The sequence below is a fragment of the Streptococcus oralis genome, from assembly GCF_001578935.1.
Taxonomy (GTDB): Bacteria; Bacillota; Bacilli; order Lactobacillales; family Streptococcaceae; genus Streptococcus; species Streptococcus oralis_R.
Window position 1 is genome coordinate 1,092,668 of sequence record NZ_KQ969521.1, and the last position, 23,458, is coordinate 1,116,125.

Annotated in this window: 23 protein-coding genes and 1 pseudogene; 1 reads left to right on the forward strand and 23 read right to left on the reverse strand. The window is 44.6% G+C overall.

The annotated features are described in order from the left end of the window. From SORDD15_RS05420 to SORDD15_RS05530, 23 genes and pseudogenes are all read right to left on the reverse strand, one after another. Positions 1 to 1,275, reverse strand: a complete 1,275-nt coding sequence (locus SORDD15_RS05420) for a hydroxymethylglutaryl-CoA reductase, degradative (RefSeq protein WP_061415243.1) — start codon at positions 1,273 to 1,275, stop codon at positions 1 to 3. Continuing rightward, positions 1,275 to 2,447: a hydroxymethylglutaryl-CoA synthase gene (locus tag SORDD15_RS05425; RefSeq protein ID WP_061415701.1), complete on the reverse strand. Its 1,173-nt coding sequence runs from the start codon at positions 2,445 to 2,447 to the stop codon at positions 1,275 to 1,277. Before SORDD15_RS05425 ends, SORDD15_RS05420 begins: the two co-directional genes overlap by 1 nt. 118 nt (positions 2,448 to 2,565) lie before the next feature. After that, positions 2,566 to 3,021: a threonine/serine exporter family protein gene (locus tag SORDD15_RS05430; protein ID WP_061415246.1), complete on the reverse strand. Its 456-nt coding sequence runs from the start codon at positions 3,019 to 3,021 to the stop codon at positions 2,566 to 2,568. A 1-nt stretch (position 3,022) separates the two neighbouring features. After that, positions 3,023 to 3,781, reverse strand: a complete 759-nt coding sequence (locus SORDD15_RS05435) for a threonine/serine exporter family protein (protein ID WP_061415249.1) — start codon at positions 3,779 to 3,781, stop codon at positions 3,023 to 3,025. An 86-nt stretch (positions 3,782 to 3,867) separates the two neighbouring features. Continuing rightward, positions 3,868 to 5,769: a Stk1 family PASTA domain-containing Ser/Thr kinase gene (pknB, locus tag SORDD15_RS05440; protein ID WP_061415254.1), complete on the reverse strand. Its 1,902-nt coding sequence runs from the start codon at positions 5,767 to 5,769 to the stop codon at positions 3,868 to 3,870. After that, the gene (locus SORDD15_RS05445) at positions 5,766 to 6,506 is read right to left on the reverse strand and encodes a Stp1/IreP family PP2C-type Ser/Thr phosphatase (RefSeq protein ID WP_061415256.1); all 741 of its coding nucleotides are present in this window, start codon (positions 6,504 to 6,506) and stop codon (positions 5,766 to 5,768) included. Before SORDD15_RS05445 ends, pknB begins: the two co-directional genes overlap by 4 nt. Positions 6,507 to 6,521: 15 nt before the next feature. After that, complete coding sequence (rsmB, locus tag SORDD15_RS05450; RefSeq protein WP_061415703.1) at positions 6,522 to 7,835, reverse strand: 16S rRNA (cytosine(967)-C(5))-methyltransferase RsmB; 1,314 nt, start codon at positions 7,833 to 7,835, stop codon at positions 6,522 to 6,524. Next, on the reverse strand, positions 7,828 to 8,763 hold the full coding sequence (gene fmt, locus SORDD15_RS05455) for a methionyl-tRNA formyltransferase (protein WP_061415258.1): 936 nt from the start codon (positions 8,761 to 8,763) through the stop codon (positions 7,828 to 7,830). Before fmt ends, rsmB begins: the two co-directional genes overlap by 8 nt. 12 nt (positions 8,764 to 8,775) lie before the next feature. Further along, the gene (locus SORDD15_RS05460) at positions 8,776 to 11,172 is read right to left on the reverse strand and encodes a primosomal protein N' (protein WP_061415260.1); all 2,397 of its coding nucleotides are present in this window, start codon (positions 11,170 to 11,172) and stop codon (positions 8,776 to 8,778) included. Between the two features lie 64 nt (positions 11,173 to 11,236). Beyond that, the gene (rpoZ, locus tag SORDD15_RS05465) at positions 11,237 to 11,551 is read right to left on the reverse strand and encodes a DNA-directed RNA polymerase subunit omega (protein WP_061415262.1); all 315 of its coding nucleotides are present in this window, start codon (positions 11,549 to 11,551) and stop codon (positions 11,237 to 11,239) included. A gap of 24 nt (positions 11,552 to 11,575) precedes the next feature. Further along, complete coding sequence (gene gmk, locus SORDD15_RS05470; protein ID WP_000775041.1) at positions 11,576 to 12,202, reverse strand: guanylate kinase; 627 nt, start codon at positions 12,200 to 12,202, stop codon at positions 11,576 to 11,578. Positions 12,203 to 12,336: 134 nt separating this feature from the next. Beyond that, complete coding sequence (locus tag SORDD15_RS05475; protein WP_000404959.1) at positions 12,337 to 13,950, reverse strand: ribonuclease Y; 1,614 nt, start codon at positions 13,948 to 13,950, stop codon at positions 12,337 to 12,339. Between the two features lie 203 nt (positions 13,951 to 14,153). Further along, positions 14,154 to 15,251, reverse strand: a complete 1,098-nt coding sequence (locus SORDD15_RS05480) for a nucleotidyltransferase (protein ID WP_061415266.1) — start codon at positions 15,249 to 15,251, stop codon at positions 14,154 to 14,156. A gap of 14 nt (positions 15,252 to 15,265) precedes the next feature. Continuing rightward, positions 15,266 to 15,658 (reverse strand): hypothetical protein, encoded by a 393-nt coding sequence (locus SORDD15_RS05485; protein WP_000252453.1) that lies wholly within the window; start codon positions 15,656 to 15,658, stop codon positions 15,266 to 15,268. A gap of 9 nt (positions 15,659 to 15,667) precedes the next feature. Further along, on the reverse strand, positions 15,668 to 16,408 hold the full coding sequence (locus tag SORDD15_RS05490) for a class I SAM-dependent DNA methyltransferase (protein ID WP_002879593.1): 741 nt from the start codon (positions 16,406 to 16,408) through the stop codon (positions 15,668 to 15,670). Between the two features lie 321 nt (positions 16,409 to 16,729). After that, positions 16,730 to 17,083, reverse strand: coding sequence for a ribosome silencing factor (rsfS, locus tag SORDD15_RS05495; protein WP_061415268.1), 354 nt, complete (start codon positions 17,081 to 17,083; stop codon positions 16,730 to 16,732). Beyond that, positions 17,084 to 17,677 (reverse strand): bis(5'-nucleosyl)-tetraphosphatase (symmetrical) YqeK, encoded by a 594-nt coding sequence (gene yqeK, locus SORDD15_RS05500; protein ID WP_061415275.1) that lies wholly within the window; start codon positions 17,675 to 17,677, stop codon positions 17,084 to 17,086. Further along, complete coding sequence (locus SORDD15_RS05505) at positions 17,677 to 18,306, reverse strand: nicotinate-nucleotide adenylyltransferase (protein WP_061415278.1); 630 nt, start codon at positions 18,304 to 18,306, stop codon at positions 17,677 to 17,679. The genes yqeK and SORDD15_RS05505 overlap by 1 nt, the downstream gene beginning before the upstream one ends. Positions 18,307 to 18,357: 51 nt before the next feature. After that, on the reverse strand, positions 18,358 to 18,669 hold the full coding sequence (gene yhbY / locus SORDD15_RS05510; protein WP_000060169.1) for a ribosome assembly RNA-binding protein YhbY: 312 nt from the start codon (positions 18,667 to 18,669) through the stop codon (positions 18,358 to 18,360). Between the two features lie 213 nt (positions 18,670 to 18,882). Continuing rightward, the gene (yqeH, locus tag SORDD15_RS05515; RefSeq protein WP_061415280.1) at positions 18,883 to 19,989 is read right to left on the reverse strand and encodes a ribosome biogenesis GTPase YqeH; all 1,107 of its coding nucleotides are present in this window, start codon (positions 19,987 to 19,989) and stop codon (positions 18,883 to 18,885) included. Positions 19,990 to 19,991: 2 nt separating this feature from the next. After that, on the reverse strand, positions 19,992 to 20,519 hold the full coding sequence (locus SORDD15_RS05520; protein ID WP_061415282.1) for a YqeG family HAD IIIA-type phosphatase: 528 nt from the start codon (positions 20,517 to 20,519) through the stop codon (positions 19,992 to 19,994). 17 nt (positions 20,520 to 20,536) lie between these two features. Further along, positions 20,537 to 21,444: pseudogene (locus SORDD15_RS05525) on the reverse strand (magnesium transporter CorA family protein). Between the two features lie 57 nt (positions 21,445 to 21,501). After that, positions 21,502 to 22,062, reverse strand: a complete 561-nt coding sequence (locus SORDD15_RS05530; protein WP_061415287.1) for a mechanosensitive ion channel family protein — start codon at positions 22,060 to 22,062, stop codon at positions 21,502 to 21,504. Positions 22,063 to 22,210: 148 nt separating this feature from the next. Between SORDD15_RS05530 and sstT the strand changes: the two genes are divergently transcribed. Then, on the forward strand, positions 22,211 to 23,425 hold the full coding sequence (sstT, locus tag SORDD15_RS05535; RefSeq protein WP_061415292.1) for a serine/threonine transporter SstT: 1,215 nt from the start codon (positions 22,211 to 22,213) through the stop codon (positions 23,423 to 23,425). Positions 23,426 to 23,458 lie beyond the last annotated feature (33 nt).

Here is a 23,458-nt window from a genome sequence, read left to right on the forward strand (position 1 = left end):
TTATGATCGTAAATTTTCCAGATAGCGCTGGGCTGTCTCTAAGTTAAAGGTTCTATCTGCTATGAGGCGCTCAACTAGGGGAGCAACTTCAGACTCACTAGCACCAGCTAGGAGAGCTAGCGATTTGGCCTGTAGTTTCATGTGACCTTGCTGGATGCCCGTACTGACCAAGGCTTTCAGGGCCGCAAAGTTTTGGGCAAGACCGATGGACACGATAATCTGAGCTAATTCCTTGGCTGAAGGATTTCCTAGTAGTTCATGACTGAGGGCTACACGAGGGTTGAGTCCGATAGAGCCACCCTTGGTCGCTACGGGCATAGGTAGTGTCATCTCACCGACCAATTCTTCTGTGTCCCTATCTAGACTCCATCGACTGAGACCTTGATAGTGTCCGTCCCGACTTGCAAAGGTATGGGCCCCAGCTTCGATGGCACGCCAGTCATTACCAGTGGCAATCAAAATCGCATCAATACCATTAAAAATCCCTTTATTGTGAGTCGCTGCTCGGTAGGGATCAGCCTGCGCAAACTGGCTAGCCAAGGCTATTTTCTCCGCAATTTCTCGTCCTTGATCCCTTTGAGGGCTCAAGTAGCGAAAGGCGATACGACAGCTTGAAGTCACCAGAGAATCGGTCGCGTAGTTGGACAAAATTCCCATAAGGCTCTGTCCCTGACTGAGTTCTTCTAAGACTGGCTTCAAGGCTTCCAGCATGGTATTGAGCATATTGGCTCCCATGGCTTCCTGGGTATCGACATGGAGATAGACAACGAGAAAGTCTGTTTCACCTTTGATCTGTTCTACATGCAAATCACGCGCCCCACCACCACGTTTAACGATAGAAGGATAGGCTTGATTGGCAAGTTCCAAGAGTTCGGCTTTCTTGCTGGCAATCTTCTCTTGCGCTTGTTCAGGTTCAGCAACTTGATAAAGGGCTACCTGCCCAATCATCTGGCGCTCACGTACTTGAGCAGTAAAGCCACCTGCTCGCTTGATGATTTTGCTGGCATAGCTGGCCGCAGCAACCACTGAGGGTTCTTCTGTCACATAGGGAACTGTGTAGTCCTGGCCATTCACCACAAGCTCTGGAATGATAGAATAAGGCAGAGAAAAAGTTCCTACCACATTCTCACTCAGCTGGTCTGCAACTGCCAAGCTGACTTGTTCATCCTGCTCGAGACTCGTGTGCTTTTCAGGACTAAGGAGCGCCTGAGCTTTCAGCAACTCAAGGCGCTCATGGTATGATTTTTTAGAAAATCCATTCCAACTTAACTTCATTATTTTTCAACCTTGCTATAACGGCGTTGGTGGTCGACAATTTCAACCAAGGCATAGTCTTGATGTTCATAACCTACAAATTGAGCTGAGCCAGACTCATCCAACTGCAAGTCTTCGAAGAAGACTTTTTCATAGTCTGCAACAGACAATGCTGTACGTTGTTTGAGTTTGCTCAAACGATTCTTATCAAGGTAAGTTTCATAACCTTCTACCAATTCACCACTAAAGAACTCTGAAACAGCTCCACTTCCGTAACTGTAGAGGGCAATTTTATCTCCAGCCTTCAAAGTCTCTGCATTTTCCAAAAGAGAAAGGAGACCAAGGAAAAGGGAACCTGTGTAGATATTCCCAATCATCTGACTGTAGAGAATGGACTTATCAAAGTTCTCTTGCAAACTATCCTGTTTTTCTTTAGACAAAGTTTTGTCCATCATCTTGCGCAAGCCTTTTAGGGCCAACTTAGGATAAGGCAAGTGGAAGCAGATAGCCGCAAAGTCATCCATAGTCCAATCATAGCGTTTCTTGTATTCATCCCAAGTCGTTGTCAGGCAATCAAGATACTGTTGGGTCGAGTACATGCCGTTTACATAAGGAGTGCTTGAATAGTTCGGACGCCAGAAATCCATGATGTCTCGCGTTTGGGCAACGTTATCATTGTTAAAGGCCATGATGCGCGGATTTTGAGTGATTAGCATCGCTACACTTCCAGCACCCTGAGTTGGTTCACCTGGAGTCCCCACACCATACTTGGCAATATCACTGGCAATGACCAAAGCCTTAGACTCTGGAGAATTTTCTACATGCAATTTAGCATAATGGAGGGCAGCTGTCGCTCCGTAACAAGCTTCTTTGATTTCAAAACTGCGGGCAAAAGGCTGAATACCTAATAGGCCATGAACAAAGACTGCCGCTGCCTTACTCTGGTCAATCCCTGACTCGGTCGCCACGATGACCATGTCGATTTCTTCTTTTTCTTTGTCTGTTAAAATAGAGTTGCTTGCACTAGCTGCCAAGGTAACAATGTCTTCAGTCAGTGGCGCAATACTAATTTCATTTAACAAGAGTCCCTTGCTAAATTTTTCGGGATCAACTCCCCTTGCTTCTGCTAAGTCTTGTAATTTCAAGACATATTGACTGGTCGCAAAACCAATCTTATCAATACCGATTGTCATATTTACCTCTGTTTTTTCATTCATTGTAAAAAATCGTTTCATTCTATTTTATCATAAATAGGGACAAAAGAGAGAAAAAAGACTTGATTCACCAAATCAAGTCTTTGCTTTGACTGCATTAGGAAGAGATTCCTCGCTGCTTTCGGATATAGTAATAAAGCTTCAGAATCACTGTTCCACTTGCCATTCCGATAGAAATGACCAGAGCTAACATAACTACCAAAGTCGCGCTGGCAATAGCATGGCTGTAATCGCCTGTCACAAAGAAAGCTGTCGTTCGATAGGATAAATAACCCGGCACCAAGGGGGCAAGAATCGCTAAGACAAAGACCACCGCTGGTGTCTTATAGACAATACTTAAAATCTGGCTGATGCAAGAGCCAACCACCGCTGCGATAAAGGTCGCGACAATAACATTGGTTGGTTCTTTGAGCACGAGATAGAGGAGCCAAACGCCCATTCCCAAAATACCACCAGGTAAGAGCATGGATCGTTGGACATTCAGTACGATTAGAAAGGTGATAATGGCGAGCAAACTCGCCACTGCTTGGAGCAAAATACTTGTTAGAGTCATCTTATGTCATCAAAACCAGGGCGACAGAGGTGCCTGCCCCTAAAGCGAGGGTAATGAGCAAGGATTCAAACATCTTGCTCATACCAGAGTTGATATGGTTAGTCATGATATCCCGTACCGCATTTGTCAGAGCAATCCCTGGAACAAAGGGCATGACGGCTCCTGCTATAATCAGGTCTGCTGTCGAAGGAAATCCAGTATAGCGGGCCCAGAACTGGGCAATCAATCCGAAAACAAAGGCACCCGCAAAGGCCGTTACAAAAGGAATGCGGACAAACTTCTCTACATAGAGAGAGAAGGTAAAACCAAATAAGGTCGCAATAGCTGCGCCAAAAGCGTCATAGACATTACCCCCAAACATAATCGAGAAGAAAGGGGCACTGAGGGTCGCTGCTACGGTCACTTGAAACTTGGTATAAGGAAGGGTTTGATTGCCGATTTCTTTCAGCTTTTTAAAGGCTGTCAAGAGATCAATCTGCCCTCCGACAAGCTCCCGTGATACTTGGTTGACATCACAGACTTTTTCAATGTTATAAGAGGATGAGGTCACCCGTTTCATCCGAGAAATATTGGTGTTTTCAATAGAAAAGAAAATAGCTGCGGGCATGGCAAGAACATTGCAATCCATTATTCCCTGCGAATGGGCAATACGGATCATCGTATCCTCAACCCGATGAATCTCTGAGCCACTTTTCAGGAGAATGGTTCCTGCTAGCATAATCACATCAATGACGGCATTCAACTCTCTCGATTCGTCCATTTTCTCCTCCTTTTTCTACTTCCTATATTTTATCACAAAATCTTGTGAAAAAAAATCTTTGTCATGAAATCATGACAAAGATTCGTTTAATCTCGAGAACTTTCGTGAGTTCCTTCACTATTGGATGAACTGCTAGAAGGAGTGTTCCCTTGTTGATTTCCTTGTTGGTTCCCCTGGTTTGGAGTGGTTGTGGAACCCTGGTTCCCACGTTGGGCAGGATTAGAGGATGAAGTTGATGGTGGTGTTTTTGGTTTGTAGATGGAAAGTTTGATACGCGTACTTGCAAGATCAACCATTTCACCTGCTCTTGGCGTTTGACTTACAACAGTTCCTTCTGCCGTTCCTTCAGGAGCAGTCGATACTTCTACAACCTCAATATTTGCTTCCTTCACACCGACAATCTGAGTCAAGTTATTCTTTGTAAACTCGAGACTTGAACCGATGTAGTTCGGCATGCTGACACTAGTTACCTTCTTAGCAACCGTCAAGGTAATCGTGTTTGCTTTCGAGAGATCATAAGTCGTACCCGAAGCAGGGGTCTGTCTAAGGATGGTTCCTGGTTCACTTTCACTAGATTCTTCCTCTTCCATCTTAATTAGATTTTCTGGAACCTTCTTTTCCTTGAGTTCAGCCACGACATCCGTATACTTGCGTCCGACATAATTGCTCAATTGGAAGGATTGCTTACCAGAAGAAACAATCAAATTGACCTTGGTTCCTTCTTTTCGGTCACTACCAGCTTCTGGATCCGTTCGAATAACACGTCCTTCTGCTACGGTATCGCTGGCCTCTGACTTTTCTTCACCGGCTTCAAACTTGGATTTCTTCAGAGCTTCCTTAGCCTCTGCAACAGTTTGTCCAGCCACGTTAGGAATAGCAATCGTTGCTGGTGTTCTTGACAAAATCCAGACCAAAGAGGCTGCAACCAATAGAAGACTAGCCAAAAGAATCATATAGCGAGCCTTAAACTTCCGTTTCTTGGCTGGCTTTGGCGCTGGAGCTGGCTCTGTCACCGGTTGAGTTGGTTTCTTTGGCTGAGGGCGTTCTTCTTGCGCCGGAGCTTTAGGAATCGATGTCAATGTACTTTGTGGAACTTTAGGTAAAGTCTTAGTGTCTGCCTTACTCGCATCGTCAAAGACCAGTTTCGGCTCATTCCGACGATTATAAGACAAGCTAGTTGACAAGTCCACATACATTTCCGAAACAGACTGATAACGATCTGACAGCTTCTTAGCAGTTGCCTTAATGACAACATTTTCTAAAGCCTGAGGGACAGATGGGTTTTCAGCAATGACGGACGGAAGTGGCTTCTGGAAATGCTGGAGGGCAATGGTCACCGCACTATCCCCATCATAAGGGATATGTCCCGTCAGCATTTCATAGAAGATAATCCCCATTGCATAGATATCACTCTGGAAGGTCGCTTTAGAACCACGCGCTTGTTCAGGTGACAAATAATGAACGGAACCCAGCATTGAGTTTGTCTGAGTCAGACTAGTCTCCGCAAAGGCTACGGCAATCCCAAAGTCCGTGACCTTAGCTGTGCCGTCAGGTGTCAAGAGGATATTTTGAGGTTTCAAATCACGGTGAACAATTCCTCGAGTATGGGCTAAGCGCATCGCCAAGAGGATTTGCCCCATGATCCGAACTGCTTCTTCATTTGAAAGAGGATAGTGTTCTTTGATATAACGCTTAAGGTCAAGGCCTGCTACGTATTCCATAGCTAGGTACTGTTGACCATCTTCCTCACCAATATCTGTTATCCGAACGATATGAGGATGGTCCAGATCCGCCATGGCCCTCGCTTCACGCTGGAAACGTGCCACAGCTATAGGGTCCGTTTGGTAGTTGGTTCTAAGAACTTTAACTGCTACTTCTTCCCCATCGAGGATCAAATCCTTGGCCAAGTAAACATCTGCCATGCCTCCTCGACCAATCTGCTTGACAATCCGATACCGCCCGGCAAAAATCTTGCCGATTTGGATCATTCTGCTGCCTCCTCGTTCATGTAAACAAGGGCAACCGTAATGTTGTCTAAACCTCCTGCATTGTTAGCGAAGCGAATGAGGGTTGCCGCCTTGTCTGCTAGGGAAATATCACTGGTTACGATATCATAAATCTCGCTTGCCGAAATCATATTGGTCAAACCATCACTATTGAGCAAGAGATAATCTCCTAACCCCAGTGTAATCATCCCAAAATCTGGCTGGATTTCATCTTTTTGTCCGATAGACTGGGTGATGATATTCTTTTGAGGGTGAGTTTCTGCTTCTTCTGGAGTCAATTGACCAGCCTTGAGCAATTCATTGACCAAAGAATGGTCACTTGTCAACTGGTGGTATTCTTCTCCACGAATCAAACCGATACGAGAATCTCCAATGTGAGCATAGATGGCTTGGTTGTCAATAAACGCAACAGCTTCTAGCGTTGTTCCCATGCCTCTGTAGGCTTCGTCCTGACCTAGTTGATGAATTTTTTGATTTTCAATCTCCAGATAATGGGCAAACCACTCACGAACTTCATTGACTGAGTCAATTTGGGTATCCACCCAAGCCACACCGAGGTCTGTTACCGCCATTTCACTAGCGATATTTCCTGCACGGTGTCCTCCCATCCCGTCAGCCAAGATGATCATAGTGCGTCCTGCTCGGTTGACAAAGTGATTGACATAGTCCTGATTATTTGTCCGTTTCTGACCAACATCTGTTAATAATGCTATTTCCATTGTGTCAGTTCCTTCCTATTCGGATATCTTACGAAATTGGCTGATAAAAAATCCATCACTTCCATACAATTCAGGAGTAATCAGGATGCAGCCATCTTTCAGGATATCTTTACATTCGTGTTCTAGTTTAACCTGCTCGAACTCGGGATGACTTTCTAAAAACGCCTCAACGACTTGAAAGTTCTCCTCAGAGACAATAGTACAGGTACTATAAGTTATTATACCACCTTTTCGTAGCGTTTGACAAACACTACCTAATATTTCCAGCTGAATTTCCTGTAAGGATGTGAAATCTGCTGTTTCTTTATTGTATTTGATGTCTGGTTTGCGACGTAAAAGTCCAATCCCAGAACAGGGGGCATCTACCAAAATCTTATCAAAAGAGTCCCGACCGAAAAACTCATGCACTTTTCTGGCGTCCAACTTTTGTGTTTGAACCCGATCTGCCACACCCAAACGCTCCGCATTTTCTTGGATCAAATCCAACTTATGATTATACAAGTCCAAAGCTGTCACCTTACCGGATGTGAGGTAAGAAGCCATATGGGCTGTTTTTCCACCCGGAGCGGCACAGGCATCCAGGACCTGTTCATCACCTTGTAGATCAAGAGTCGGAGCAACCAGTTGACTGGACTCGTCTTGGATGGTTATAGCCCCTTCTGCGAACAAATCATGTCCTGCAAAGTGGCCTTGCTCCTTGACCAGACCAGTGGCAGCCAAAGGGGAATCAGTCGCCTCTAACAAGGCTTTGATTTCCTCTTTTCGACTCAAGTTGGTCACCCGGATGCTAGCCTTGTTGCGTACCAAGAGACTTTCAAAGATGGCTTGTGCTCGCTCTTCACCGTATTCTTCCTTGAGTTTAGACACGAGCCAAACTGGGAGAGAATAGGCAATGGAATCATGCTTATTTTTTCGCTTAATGCTGTCAATATCTGGCCAGCCTTCTCGTAAGATACGACGCAGGACGGCGTTGACCAATTTCTCACTGCCTTTTTTACGGGCTTTGGCTAGTTCCACCGCTTCATTAACAACAGCGTGATTAGGAATCTTATCCAGATACCGAAGTTGGTAGGCGCTCAGAAGGAGCAGGATATAGAGCCAGTTATCTAGCTTATCCCGATCTTCGATAAAGTGGGATAGGTACCACTCCAGAGTGAGTTTTCGGGCTACCGTTCCGTAGATAATCTCTGTCACCAACCCCTTGTCTGGGGCAGAGAGTTGACTCCCCTTAAGGTGTTTGTTTAAAGCAATATTCGAATATGCTTGGTTGACTAGAACATCCTCTAGCACTGCTAGAGCTAGACTTCTAGCCGTTTCTACTTTAGTCACCAAATCGTTCTCCTACAGTCAATGTCCGTCCCACTCCGTTGAGGAAGGAAGCGATATCCATCTTAGGTTTACCAGCTGGCTGCACTTGCTTGAGAGATAGAGCACCTTCTGCCGTAGCGACGATCAATTCCTTCTTTCCAATAGATAGAATCTCTCCTGGAGCTCCCTGAGCTTCTACTGGTAGAGCTTCATAAATCTTAAAGCGGTCGCCTTTAAGGAAAGTGTGGGCAACAGGCCATGGATTCATGCCGCGGATTTGGTTGAAGAGTTGGCGATTGGTTTTAGTCCAATCGAGTTTCTCTTCTTCTGGCTTAATATTTGGCGAGAAAGTGACCTGGCTTGGGTCCTGAGGCACAGGCTTAATCTCCCCAGCAATATAGGCAGGCAGGGTGTCCAAAAGCAAGTCACAACCAACAATGGCTAATTTCTCAAACAAGGTGCCGACATTGTCCTCATCTGTGATAGGAATACTGCGACGAGAAATCATATCCCCTGCATCCATCTCCTTGACCATCTCCATAATGGTCACACCAGCTTCCTCATCCCCTTGAATCAGGGCATAATGAATGGGGGCGCCACCACGGTGTTTAGGAAGAAGAGAGGCGTGAACGTTGACCGCAAAATCCATGCTATCAAGGAGTTTACTTGGAAGAAACTGCCCAAAAGCAGCAGTCACAATTCCATCCGCTCCTAGCTTCATAATAGCTTCCATCTCTGGACTTCCAGATAATTTTTCAGGTTGGTAGATAGGAAGGCCTGCTTCTTTGGCAGCCTGCTTGACTGGGGTTTCTTGGATGACTTTTTTACGGCCGACAGCGCGGTCTGGCTGGGTCACAACAGCTAGAATCTCATAACGATCATCTGATAACAACCCCTTCAAAACTGTTGCTGAAAAGTCGGGTGTTCCCATAAAGATTAGTTTTGTCATATCTTCTCCTTCTTATAAAAATTGCTGCGGCTCATGGTCAATGCTGAGACGGAGCTCACTATTTTCCCTTTCTTGAGTCAAGGCCAGAACCTGGTTGAGAGTCTGCCCCAGCTCATCTTCTAAACGGTATTTAATCAAAATCTGGTAATGATAAAGGTTGTGGGTACGGGCGATGGGTTTTGGCGTTGGCCCAAGGATTTTACTAGTGTCCGATAAACCTGAGCGCAAAATCCCCATGACTTCATAGGCACGTTTGACAACCTCTTCTTCTTTCTTGTGAGAGAGGGTAATCCCAATCGTAAAATAATAAGGCGGATAGCCGAGTTGGCGCCTGATGCCCATTTCATAAGTGTAAAAGCCTTCGTAGTCTTGGTCTTTGGCAAAACGAATAGCATAATGCTCAGGATTATAAGACTGGATCAAGACCTGCCCAGCCTTTTCTGCACGACCTGCACGGCCTGCCACCTGAGTTAAGAGTTGGAAGGTTCTCTCAGAGGAACGGAAATCAGGCAAGTTTAGGGCCGTATCCGCATTGAGAACTCCGACTAGGGTCACATTTGGAAAATCCAAGCCCTTCGCAATCATCTGAGTTCCCAACAAGATATCTGCTTCCCCTCGGCCAAACTGGTCAAGAATAGCTTGGTGACTGCCTTTCTTGCGAGTCGTATCCACATCCATCCGTAGAATGCGGGCCTGAGGAAAGAGCTCTGCTAGCTCATCGTAGGCTTTCTGAGTCCCCGTCCCGTAGTAGCGAATGCTGCTACTCTGACAGTTGGGACAGACATGAGGAATCCCCTTGGAAAAACCACAATAATGGCAGTTCATGGTCTTGGTATCCATGTGGAGAGTCAGAGAAATGTCACAGTTGGGACAGCTATCTACCGTCCCACACTCCCGACACATAACAAAGCTAGAATAACCCCGACGGTTGAGCATGAGGACTACCTGCTCTTTTTTATCCAAACGGTCTTGGATGGCCTCTAGCAAAGGAGGCGTAAAGTTTGATGTCTCATTCTGCCCGATATAGTCCCGAAAGTCAATCACTTGAACCTCAGGAATAGTGGCTAAAGGATTGGCTCGTTGGGTCAGACGTAAGTGTTGATAGACGCCTTTTCCAGCCCGCGCACGGCTTTCTAAGCTCGGTGTTGCTGAACCAAGGACTAGGGCTGCTTGATTGTACTGGGCCCGTAGAATGGCGACCTCTCTAGCATGATAACGGGGATTGCTGTCTTGTTTGTAGCTAGCTTCATGCTCTTCGTCGATAATCATGACACCTAGATTTTTCAGAGGAGCAAAGATAGCTGATCGAGCGCCAACAACAACTTGGGCATCGCCGCGTTCAACCTTGCGCCATTCATCATACTTCTCACCATTGGACAGGCCTGAGTGAAGAATGGCTACTTTCTCACCAAATCGAGCAATGAAACGCTCCGTCATCTGTGGCGTCAGAGAAATCTCAGGAACCAGTAAAATAGCTGTCTTACCCTTGTCCAAGGCTCCTTGGATGATCTGTAAGTAAACCTCCGTTTTCCCACTTCCTGTAATCCCTTGAAGGAGGAATGGAGGCTGTTGACTGCCAATAGCACTGACAACGGCATCACGCGCCTGTCTTTGTTCTGGATTCAATTCCAAAGGTGTACTTGCTTCAATGCCTTCAAAATAAGCGGCTGAGCGTTGCACTTCCTTTTGGACTATGGACACAGCACCTTGTTCCACAAAGAAGTTGACTTGCTCCCGCGAATAATACTCTAACAAGCTAGCCAGAGGAGCACTCTCAGGATGAGACAGCAAATAGTCTCTCAGCTCTGCTTTTTTCTTAGCACGCGCAGAAATCTCGATCTTCTCTAGCTGAGTGGCATCAACTTCATACCAAGACTGGGTCTTGACCTTTTTTTGATCGACTGCCTGGTATTCTAAACGGAGCAGACCTTTCCTGGTCAAGCGCATCATCTCAGCTTGCTTAGCAAGGTCTAAAGAAGAAAAGGCTAGCGAATCTTCTGAACCAAACAAACGCTCTTTGTCTGCCTGACCCAGACCTTCCAGAGGATAGAGAATCTTATCATAGCTGGAGTTTAAAAATCCTGGAAGCATGGCTTTTAGAATGGAGATTTTATAAGAAAAGACGGACTTTCGTAATTCCTCAGCTAGCCAGAGTTGCTCTTGCGTGAGGACAGGAGAAAAGTCCAGCACCTCCGCAATCTCTTTCAAGTCCTGATCAGCCACCTCTTCATCCGACTGGGACTCCAGGCCAAGAACAATTCCTTGTATCAAACGATTGCCTTTGCCAAAAGGAACATGGACCCGCATACCGACTTCCAGCATCTCTACAAATTCCTCTGGGACCTTATAACTATAGGGCTGGTCCGTCTGCATCAGGGGAACATCCACGATAATCTTTGCTATAACCATCTTCTCACCTCCTTCTTGTCAGTACATTCTTGCAATAGAAAAAATAAGATTGAGTCCCCCAACCTTAAATTTTTCTACCATCTTCTTTTTCTTTAGCAATTTGCTCTTTGATTTTCTTTTCTTCTTCTTCTTTGCGACGTTTTTCTTCTTCAATACGGAGACGAACCGCTTCACGTTTTCCTTCTGGATCTGGGTGAATGGTTACATTTCCTGACTCGATTTCTTCCAAAGCGCGAAGAGTTGATTTTTCAGACTTAAACTCTTGAGTTGCTGGCGCACCTGCTTCTAGTTCGTGGGCACGTTTTGCTTCCAAGATTACGAGTGAATATTTTGATGGTACCTTGTCTAGCAAGGTATCGATAGAGGGTTTTAACATCATTTGCTTGTACCTGTTTCCTATAGTTTATCGAGTAGTTGGAGATTTTGGCAACATCTCCTGGTAGTGACCAATGACACGGTCCACACGGAAGTGTTCTGCTTCGATCACACGCTTGACACGTTCAGCAGCGAGGGGCACCTGATCGTTGACAATGGCATAATCATACTCACGCATGAGAGCAATTTCTTCCTTGGCTTTTTCGATTCGTTGGGCAATCACTTCAGCGCTATCTGTTCCACGACCTACCAAACGATCTTGCAATTCATCCAAATCTGGTGGCGTTAGAAAGATAAAGACAGCATCTGGAACCTTTTTCTTAACCTGAAGAGCTCCTTGAACTTCAATCTCAAGAAAGACATCGATTCCCTTATCTAGGGTTTCGTTGACATAGGTCAGCGGAGTTCCATAGTAGTTACCGACATATTCTGCATATTCCAACATCTGACCTTGACGGATCAGCTCTTCAAACTCTTCACGAGTACGGAAGAAATAGTCCACTCCATCCACTTCACCAGGACGTTGCGCACGCGTCGTCATCGATACAGAGTATTGAAATTGATTCTCAGAACTCTCAAAAATCTCTCTTCTAACCGTTCCTTTCCCAACTCCTGAAGGACCAGAAAAAACGATTAGCAAGCCTCGGTCTGCCATTATGTCTCCTTTAGTTAGTCTGTGAAATAAAGTAAAATTTCTCTCGGATACTGATAATCGCGTCAGTTATCCTTCTACAGTCTTTCTATCTAGTGTAACAAAAAAGCAGTAATTTTTCAACTGCTCTTTCTTATTTATTTAGCATAATCTACTGCACGAAGTTCGCGGATCACGGTTACCTTGATATTTCCTGGGTAATCGAGATTGTTTTCAATTTTCTCACGAACTTTGTGAGCCAAGATTGTGACTTTGTCGTCTTTGATTTGTCCTGGATTAACCATGATACGGATTTCACGTCCTGCTTGAAGGGCAAAGCTATTTTGCACTCCTTCAAAGCCGTTGGCGATTTCTTCCAAGTCATGGAGACGCTTGATGTAGCTTTCAAGAGACTCGCTACGAGCACCTGGACGCGCTGCACTCAAGGCATCTGCTGCAGCAACGATTACTGCAATGACGCTTTCAGCTTCCACATCTCCGTGGTGGCTAGCAATGGTATTCACCACAACTGGGTGTTCCTTGTACTTACGAGCCAACTCCGTACCAATCTCAACATGGCTACCTTCAACCTCGCGGTCAATAGCTTTCCCGATGTCGTGAAGGAATCCAGCACGACGGGCAAGAGCTGCATTTTCACCAAGTTCACTGGCGATGATACCAGATAACTTAGCAACCTCAATCGAATGACGCAAGACATTTTGTCCATATGAAGTACGGAACTGTAAGCGTCCCATGATCTTCATCAAGTCTGGATGGAGGTTTGGCGCACCAATCTCGTAGGCAGCAGCCTCACCGTATTCACGGATTTTATTGTCAATCTCTTGACGGTTTTTCTCCACCAACTCTTCGATACGAGCTGGGTGGATACGGCCATCCTTGAGCAACATTTCCATGGTCATACGAGCAATTTCACGACGAATCGGATCAAATCCTGACAAGGTTACCACTTCTGGTGTATCGTCGATAATCACATCAACCCCTGTCAAACTTTCAAAGGTACGAATGTTTCGACCTTCACGACCGATAATGCGCCCCTTCATGGTATCATCTGGTAGGTGAACTGTTGAGTTTGTTGACTCTGCTACATAGTCACCAGCGATACGCTGCATAGCCTGAACCAAGATATCTTTCGCAATCTTGTCTGAACGTTCCTTCACCTCTTGCTCAGCCTCACGAATGCGACTAGCAATTTCCTTAGTCAAGTTTTCCTCTGTTTGAGCCAAGATAATATCTCGAGCCTCAGTCTGAGAAAGGGAACCAATACGTTCAAGTTCAGCTTCTTTTTGTCTTTCGACTTCCTCTAATTGCTCTTCACGTGCATCAAGGTTTTTTGCTCTATCAGAAATACTTTGTTCTTTTTGTTCAAGTGTTTTTTCTTTGTTCGTCAAATTGTCGTCCTTACGGTCAAGGCTCGTAGCTCTCTCCGTCAAACGACTTTCAATTTGCTTGAGCTCCTGACGTTCTGACTTAAATTCAGCGTCCACTTCTTCACGGTATTTTCTGGCTTCCTCTTTGGCCTCCAATAGTGCTTCTTTTTTAAGAGACTTGCTTTCGCTCTTGGCTTCATTTAGTAATAAATCCGCTTCGCGCTCAGCTTGTCCTCGTAAATTAGTTGCTTCTTGTTCAGCATTTAAAAGCATCAACTCTGCAGCTTCTTGGGATGATTTCATCTTAGCTGAGATGCTGACATATCCAATGACTAAACCAATGATGACGGCAAAAACAGCAATCGCAAGTGTCATGATTTCCATGTTTTTACCTCATTAAATTTGTTTATCGAATGACATACATTCCTTAATATTCTATCATAAAAAATCGATTTTCACAAACCCAAATTGAAGAGTTTTGTGTTAATTTTAGAAGAAAGTTCTGAAATCGCAAAACAAACTTTCTAGATCTTTAAAATAGTATTTTCATTAAATTATACAATAAAAAAGCCTACCTTTCAGTAGACTTAGTTTGTTTCTATTCTAATCGGAACCCTGCCGAAATTCTGCTCTGCGATGCTTGGGTATCCTAGTTGGTAAATCTGGTCTGCCTTTTGAGTCATAGCATCCCAAGGTTCTTTGCCAATTCGACTGACTAGATGGACCTGCCCTTTCAGAGACTTGAGGTGTTGTCTGCCTTTCTCGGTAAAGCCAAGAACATGAATGGCTTCTGGCAAGTCGCTTTCTCTGGCCTGCACCAAAATATAGGTCAAGAGGCGTCTGACACGCGCCTTGGTATAACGCTTGGTGGCAACTGCCTCGACCAATTCGTCCACAGACTGGGCTGTTTTAATAGCTTCCTTGATGCGCACAGCCATTTCTTGATTGACCTGATAGATGGTCGTCAGGTCTGGATTTGATAAGATTTGATAACGGAGCAAGGAAAAATAGTCATCCCAACTCACCTTACTGGCCTGCTCAAAGAGGACAGCAGAAGGCATAAAGCGTTCTAAGAAATCTTGGTCTGATTGGTGCTGACGGATGGCTGTTGCCGAGGCAAAGTCCACATCCTTGTCCACAGAATGATAACCTGCCCCCTGACGCTGAATCGGATGCAGTTTGATGTTGCGTCCTGCAACCGCCTTTGCATAGGCCAGAGCAAGGACATGATTAGGCGTATTGCCTGAAAAATCTAGACCTGCAAATTCTTTCCACATGGCTTGGGTTTTCTGGGGATAGGAAAGGGAATCAGGCAGATTTTCCACAAATTTCTCCATCTCAGTACCTTGCTCTGTGTATAAGTCAGATATCTTTTGATAATCCAGAACTTCCTCTGTCCCGAAAGCTAGAGTATCAATACCCAAGCGAGCCAAGATATCCACAGCTCCTTGGCCAAAGAAATCTGCCGCCTGAACACTGACTAAAAAGGGCAATTCCACTACCAGATCCGCTCCATTTTCAAGCGCCATCTGAGCCCGTGTCCACTTGTCCACGATAGCAGGTTCTCCACGCTGCATGAAATTCCCAGACATGGCAACGATTTTCAGTCCCTCCGCCTGCTCAAGCAAGTATTTGTGCCCATTATGAAAAGGATTGAACTCCGCGATAATACCTGTGATGGTCATGATGTTCTCCTATTCTAATGACGAAATCTACGATACCGCTCAGGCAATCTTCCTCTCCAGTTAAGCCATTGTTTTTCTCCTACTGGAAGGATTTCTGCCAGTTGTTCATTACTATAATTTTTTTGTAACTCAGGATAAGCTATCAACATAGTTGGTCTATGGCATCCAGCAACTGTCATTGGCCATGTTCCATACATCAGCATATGTCGGATATCATCCTCCGATTTTATTTCATTTACTAACATATCAAAAAGTTTCTTAGACATATCGTAAACGACTAACTCTGAAAATACGGTTCCTTCTTCCTGAACATAGAAGTATTGCCCATCTTTCTCCCAAAGCGTTCCATTTTGACGAATACGATTAAACTGCGAAACTTCTTCCCAAGAATATTTTGATCGAACCATATCCATCTCCTACTTCTGCGCGACAAAAAACCAACGGGTGCTGGTTTCTGTCGGCTCCTTGTCCTCAAAGTCCGCATAGAGTTTGAAAGACTTGAAGCCAGCCTGTTCCAGCAAAATATCATAGGTCAAAACCTCATAAGTCCGCTCCTCATGCACTTCATCGTGGCGACTAAAGGAACCGTCAGCCTCCTTGACAAAGAAAGTCAACTCATGCACGATGGAGTGAGGAGCTTCGTCCTCATAGGTATCCCAAAGCATGGCAAAATCTTCCGCATTTTCATGGTAAGAATAGCCTGGAAAAACCTCATCCGTCTGGTAGGTCGAATGCACGTCAAAGATGAAAACTCCGTCTTCATTGAGGGCATTATAGACTTCCTTAAAGACGTCTCCTACTTCCACCTCATCCTGCATGTAGCAGATAGAGTCCGAGTAACAAGTCACAAAATCATATTTACCAGCCTTGGATAAATCCAGCATATTGCCTTCAATAAAATCAATCTTTTGCTTGGCTGAAGTCGCTCTCTTCTCAGCAATCTTCAGCATATCCGCGCTCAAGTCAAGTCCTGTCACATCAAAGCCAGCCTGAGAAAAGCGGACAGACTGGATACCTGTCCCACAAGCCAGCTCCAAGAGTTTCTTTCTCTCCTTGGTCTTAGGCAAATGACGCAGAGAAAAATCCGTCCATTTATCGTATAAACTATCATCCATCACAGCATCGTAAACAGCCGCAAAGGTTTCATAAGTAGCCATATTCATGATACCAAGTCCGCCCGTAATCGGAATGAAAATTAGGAGCTTGACGATGGAGCCGAGCTCCAAGGAAAGCTATCTATTTTCCGACGATTACAGGACGGGTTCAAATCCTTTCTAAGATACAAAGAGCATTAAAAACAAGGAGAAAATAGGAAACTTTCTGCTGTATCATCAGATACAAAGGAAGTTACTCTTTTTCTCGCAGTTTTTAGCTCGTGTTCAGTTTCGAGATGAACAAAACACAACGCTCTCACCTTTCTATCCATTTTTTCTAACATAAGCAAATAAAACCCAGTTGACTGCAACTGAGTTCATCTACTAGGCCAAGGCTTCTGAAATATCTACAGAAGCCGCCTCATGCCATAGTTTTTCTAGGTTATAGTGGGCACGCATTTCTTCTGAAAAGACATGCACGACGACACCGCCTAGGTCTAGTAAGACCCAGCCTCCAGCTGCATCGCCTTCAACATGACTGCCTTTAAAGCCTGCTTCCGCTACTTTTTCACGGATATTATCTGCGATAGCGTCCAACTGACGGCTATTCATCGAGCTAGTGATGACAAAATAGTCCGTCACGCTGGTCAAATCTTGTACGTCAAGTGCGAGGATATCCTCCGCACGTTTCTCATCAGCCGCTTTCACGACTAGTTCTAGTAATTCTTTTTCGTTCATTTAGTCCTCTTTCAAATAGTGCACAAAGGCGTTATAGGTTTCAAGGGTTTGGGGATAGATGGGGAATTCCTGATGAGCTAGATGCTCCACGGTACGAGCTGTTTCGTAGGCCACTGCCTTATTGAGTGACAGATTTGCAATCTCACGCGCCTGATCCACACCTGGGAAGGCACGATTGTGCTCGATATAATCTGCGACGTAGATGACCTTATCAAGATCAGTCATCTGACCAGCCCCGACTGTATGGATTTCAATGGCTCGCAGGATTTCTGGATCATGCAAATCCAAATCTTCCTGAATCTTGTAGATGCCAACCATGCCATGCCAGACATTATTACCCCAGTTTTTAAGTTCAGGGTCTAGTTGGTAACGGTCAATCAAGTCTAGAAATTCCTGTTCTGACAGCTTTTTAGCATAGTCATGGAGGAGACCAGCTAAACCAGCTTTCTCAACATCTACTCCAAATCGCTGAGCCAGTTCTATGGCTGCACGCTCCACACCTAGACAATGGGTTAAACGTTTTTCAGGCAGAAGCTCTGCCATTCTTTCCAACAAAGCCTCTCGGGAAGAGTTGATATAGTCTTGGTATGCCATCAGTAAAGCCCCTCCTTCTCGATGTAATCTAGCACTGTCTGAGGTAGGAGAAAGTTAGGTTTCCGACCTTGGGCAATGAAGTCACGCACCATGCTGGACGAGATGTCCATGAGAGGCACATCCACCCAGATAACTGGATAGGAAGTCCCTGCCTTGTAGCGTGGGCGCTGAACTCCAACAAACTGAACCATGTCGACCAGCTCATCAATTCGGTACCATTTAGGCAGATAGTCCACCATATCAGCCCCGATAATAAAGTAATAATCTGTGTCAGGATGTTGCTCTGTCAAAATCTTCATGGTGTCGTAGGTGTAGGAAATGCCCTTGCGCTCCAGCTCAATAGTTTCAATGGCTAAGCCTTCAATCCCCTCAATCGCCAACTCAAGCATCTTGAGACGGTGGTGCTCGGGGATGGTTTCCTTTTTATCCACATGAGGTGGTTGGTATTCGGGCATAAGCAGGACCTGGTCCAGTCCTAACTGTTGTCGTACTTGGTCCGCCACAACAAGATGGGCATTGTGAACAGGGTTAAAATTTCCCCCTAGAATCCCGACCTGTTTGCGTTTTTTCTCCTTGATTTTTGGCTCCAACTCTACCTTGGTAAAGGGAGTCAATAATTCGATTGCCATAGGCTCGTCTTCCTTTAATTCTCTGTAAAAACAGTTGTTTGGAGTAGGGTTTTAGATTTCTTTGACTTTCTTGGAAATCTTGCGATTTTCTTTCTTGCTGGATTGTTTAAACAAGATCAAGATGCGTCCGATTTTTTGGACCGTATCCACACCGATTTCTTCTTCCAAGATTTCAGCTACTTCGTGGATGTTTTCATCTGTGTTTTGCAAGAGCGTAACTTTAATCAATTCGCGAGCGTCAAGAGCCTGACGGACGCTGGTTTTGATTTGGTCGTTGAGTCCATTTTTCCCGATTTGGATGATGGGTTTGAGTGTGTGTGCCTGGCTGTTGAGGAAGGCACGTTGTTTTGATGTTAATGACATAATTTCTTTAAAAGAGTTTCTTTTTATACTTTTCTGAAGTGGTGACGGACGTCAGCAAAGTCCTTCGGACTTTCATGACTAAAATTTGAGCCTAAGGTCTCAAATTTTCCGCAGTTGGTACAACTCCTTGTACCAACTGACACCACGGCGAAAAGTATTCGTTATGGGCTCGCAGGGCTCGCCCGAATTCAGATAACCCTTTCCTTTCTGTGTTTAAATAATGGCTTTTCGTGTGACGACGGCGACGCCTTCTGGTGCCCAGACGGCGACTTTGGCGGTGCCTGTTACGCGGATCCAGCCTAGCCCTGAGATGACTAGGTCGGTTTTGTCCTTGATGGTAAAGACATGCTGGACTAGTTTTGGGAAATCTTCTTTTTCCTTGCTATTTGGTGGTGTCAGAAGGGTTCCAAGGTGTTTGTCATAAAAGGCACTAGCGCCTTCAAGCTTAGTACGATGGAGTTTGAGTTCATTGTCAAAGAAAGCTGTAAATCCTTGCTTTTCTCCTGATATGAAGTCAAAGCGTCCAAGACCACCTAAAAACAGGGTTTGCTCAGGGTTAAGCTGATAGGTTTTGGGCTTGATCTCCTTTTTAGGGCTGACATACTTGAGGTTTTTAGCTGTCAAGTAGTGGGCCATCTGGTGACGGTGGATAATCCCCGGTGTATCGTAAATATAAGATCCGTCATCAAGCGGAATCTCAATCTTGTCCAAGGTTGTCCCTGGGAAACGCGAAGTCGTGATGACATTTTGGTCACCCGTGATTTCTTGGATAATGGCGTTGATAAGGGTTGACTTTCCAACGTTGGTTACCCCAACCACATAGACATCACGCCCCTTACGATAGTGCTCGATTTTGTCAATGACTTCCTTAATGGCATGCTTATTCTGAGCCGAAGTCAGAACGACGTCCACAGGACGAAGACCTTCTTCGTGGGCACGCTCCATGAGCCATTGGCTAATCTTGCCAGCCTTTACGGACTTAGGTAGAATATCTTTTTTATTTCCAACCAAGAGGACATCATTGCCCGATACAAAGCGTGGCAAGCCAGGGATGACAGAGCCGTTAAAGTCAAAGATATCAATGACATTGACCACCAAAGCATCGCTATCTCCCACCTCATGCAAGAGTTTGAGGAAATCATCATCTGTCAACTGGACATCAGTGATTTCATTGTAATGGCGGAGACGGAAACAGCGTTGGCAATAGACTTCTCCAGTCTCCAAACCTTTTTCAAGCGCTGATTGGGGAGTGAAACCAAGACCAGCCTTGTCTGTCGTCTGAATGGTTGCTCCACAACCAATACAGAGAATTTCTTCCATAGTTAAATTCCTTTTTTATATGTAATCGGTCCGTACTTTTCCGTTATTTTTCGCATGACACGGCGCTCGCGAGCTCGATTAATCTGCGTTTTGATGGAGTCGTGTTGGACCAAGGGTTTGACTAAGATAGAGCGAATGCCTGCACGGTGGGCTGCTCGTATATCCGTCATAAGTTGGTCGCCGACCATGACCACTTCTTTTTTCTCATAGTGGAATTCCTTCATGGCACGGTCAATCCCAAATGTGAAAGGCTTCAAGGCCCAATAAACGTAATCAATCCCAAATTTTTCAACTGCACGTTGAACTCGTTTTTTGGTGTTATTTGAGACCACGATAATGCGAATACCTGCATCGCGGAGGTCATGTAGCCATTGCTTCATCTCTGGCGTTCCATCAGGGTTATTCCAAGCAATGAGGGTATTGTCCAGATCGACCAGAACAGCCTTGATACCCTGCGCCTGCAGGCTTGTGACTGTCAGATCATAAACTGCTTCCACAGCAAAATCTGGCATGTAATTTTCAATCGCCATTCTGGCTCCTTTTCTTTTTAATTTCTAGCAATATTCTTTAAATATTGGGCTAAGACTACCCACAAAATAAGACTAGCTAGCAAAATATAAATCCAAGCATTTGGTTCATCTACAAGCGGTAAGGGAACATTCATTCCGAAAAATCCTGTAATAACTGCAAGGATAGCTAGCAAGACTGAGATAATTGTCAAAGTTGTCAAATTATCATTTAGATTATTATTTAGGATGTTGTTGTAAGAGGCTGAGAGTTGTTGCAAAACTTGAGAAATCAAGTCTGTCATCGAAACCAACTGATGCGCTTCAATCATGGCATCGTCAAACTGTTCTCTTTCTACCTCATTAAAGTTGCGATAAAGAGCATGCCCTTGGATGTGTTCCAAGAGGAGACGATTTTGTTTGGCAGCTGCTGTCAGGTAAACCATACCAGTTTCCAAGTCAGAGAGGGCAAAAAGATTTTTTTTAGTGTTTTTTGACGAAGAAGTGCACTGATTTCATCCTTACCTTTATCCATCTCTTCAATCACTGGATAATAAGCATTACTAATAATCTCTAAACTGGCAAAAAGAAATTTGTAGATTGAAACAACTTCATGGCTTTCAAGGTAGGTTGCCATACGTTTAATCACATAGCTATTCTTGTGATTGCTAATTGTGATCAGCCGTTGTTTTTCAACGATAAAGGTCATCGGAATCGCTTCATAATATTCTTTATCTTTTTCTAAGTCAAGAACATTATAAATGAAGGTTACCGTTCCCGTTTCACGGTGATAGTCCATGTGGGCACGCTCATTTCTATCCAGAGCATACTCGATGGTTTCCTTGTCCAGTCCATAGACTTTAGAAAGGTCTTCCATATTTTTAATCTTGTCCACATCAAGGTCTATCCATGTACAATCGTGACCTAATTTTTTCTCTACAAATAGCATATCTGCTCCTTCACCAAACTCCTTCTATTGTATCACATTTCAGACAAAATGACAGGCCTAGTCTTTTCGGGAAAAATTACTGACAACTGTGATATTACGATTAGGAACAAAGTGAAGGGCTTGATCGTCACCTCGCAGTTGCGTTGTACGGATTCCTACGCTAACGACCTTTCCAGAAACGGTAATCGGTCCATTTGTGAGAACTACTTCATCACCCACATCAAGCTGACGTTCAAAAAGGATGAAAAAGCCATTAATGACATCGGATAGAAAGCCTTGCGCCCCCATACCAATGGCCACCCCAGCTATCCCCGCACCAGCAAGGAGACTCGAAACTGGCAAACCTAAAATAGACAGGATACAGTAGAGCAAAAAGAAATAAAGAATGTAGTTAAAGACATTCTCCAGCAAACGAGAAATGGTTTTTTGTCTTCCTGCATCTCGATTGGAAAATTTAAGTGAGGGCTTGACAATCTTTCGTACAGTCGCATGAAGCATCTTTTTAGCTATATAAAATAGCAAAAACAAAATCAAAAGAGAAATCACTTTGGTCAATAGATTCTCTAAAATAGTTGTTAAGTCAAGTCTATCAAAATAGCGTTGAAAAAAATCTTGCATATAAAACTCCTTTTTACTATTATACCATAAAACGCCTCTTCTTTTTCTTCATAATTATTCATCTATTATTCTTTTTTTCAAAAAAACACTTGCCTATATAGCATATTTATCCTATAATTATAAACAATACACTTTAAAGGAGACATGTATGAAACGAATCATTAGAGCCTGGACCAAGGCAAGCCTCATCAAACGGATCCTTATTGGAATGATTTTGGGAGCTACATTGGGGATGCTCTTTCCAAACCTTACAGGGATTAGTCTGCTGGGGGATCTCTTTGTAGGTGGACTTAAAGCGATTGCTCCTATTTTGGTTTTTGCCCTTGTTGCCAATGCCCTCTCCCAGCACAAAAAGGGGCAAAATACCAATATGAAAACTGTGATTTTCTTATACTTGCTCGGAACCTTCGCAGCAGCTCTCGTCGCTGTGGTCGCTAATTTTCTCTTTCCTATCCAAATCACCCTCAGCGACGCAAGTACAACTGCAACCGCCGCCCCTGACGGTATTGCTCAAGTTCTTGGGAATCTCTTACTCAACGTCGTTGACAACCCTGTCAATGCAGTCATTACCGCTAACTATATCGGAATTCTCTCTTGGGCTGTGGTCTTTGGACTTGCCATGAGAGAAGCTAGCAAAAATAGCAAGGAATTACTCAAAACCATGGCAGATGTCACCTCAAAGATTGTTGAGTGGATTATCAATCTGGCTCCTTTTGGTATTTTGGGCTTGGTTTTCAAGACCATCTCTGACAAAGGAATTGCCAGTCTTGCCAACTATGGTGTCCTTCTGGGACTCTTGATCGCAACCATGGCCTTTGTCGCTCTCGTCATTAACCCGCTTATCGCCTTTCTCTTTATGAGAAAAAATCCCTATCCCCTTGTTTTGAAATGTTTACGTATCAGCGGAGTAACTGCCTTTTTCACCCGTAGTTCTGCAGCCAACATCCCTGTTAATATGAAATTATGTAAAGACTTAGGATTGAACCCTGATACCTATACTGTCTCTATCCCTCTAGGGGCTACTGTCAATATGGCTGGCGCAGCAGTTACTATTACAACCCTAACTCTTGCTGCCGTCAACACTCTAGGGATTTCAGTAGACTTTGGAACCGCTGTTGTCCTCAGTATAGTTGCTGCTATCTCTGCCTGTGGCGCTTCTGGTATTGCTGGAGGATCGCTCCTTCTAATCCCTGTTGCTTGTAGCCTCTTTGGGATTTCCAACGACTTGGCTATGCAAGTTGTCGGAGTTGGTTTTGTCATTGGTGTCATCCAAGACTCATGTGAAACAGCCCTCAACTCTTCAACAGATGTCCTCTTTACAGCGGTTGCCGAGTATGCAACAAACCGAAAACTTCGCCCCTAGTCTCTGACTCCTCGTTAAACTCTTGATTCTATT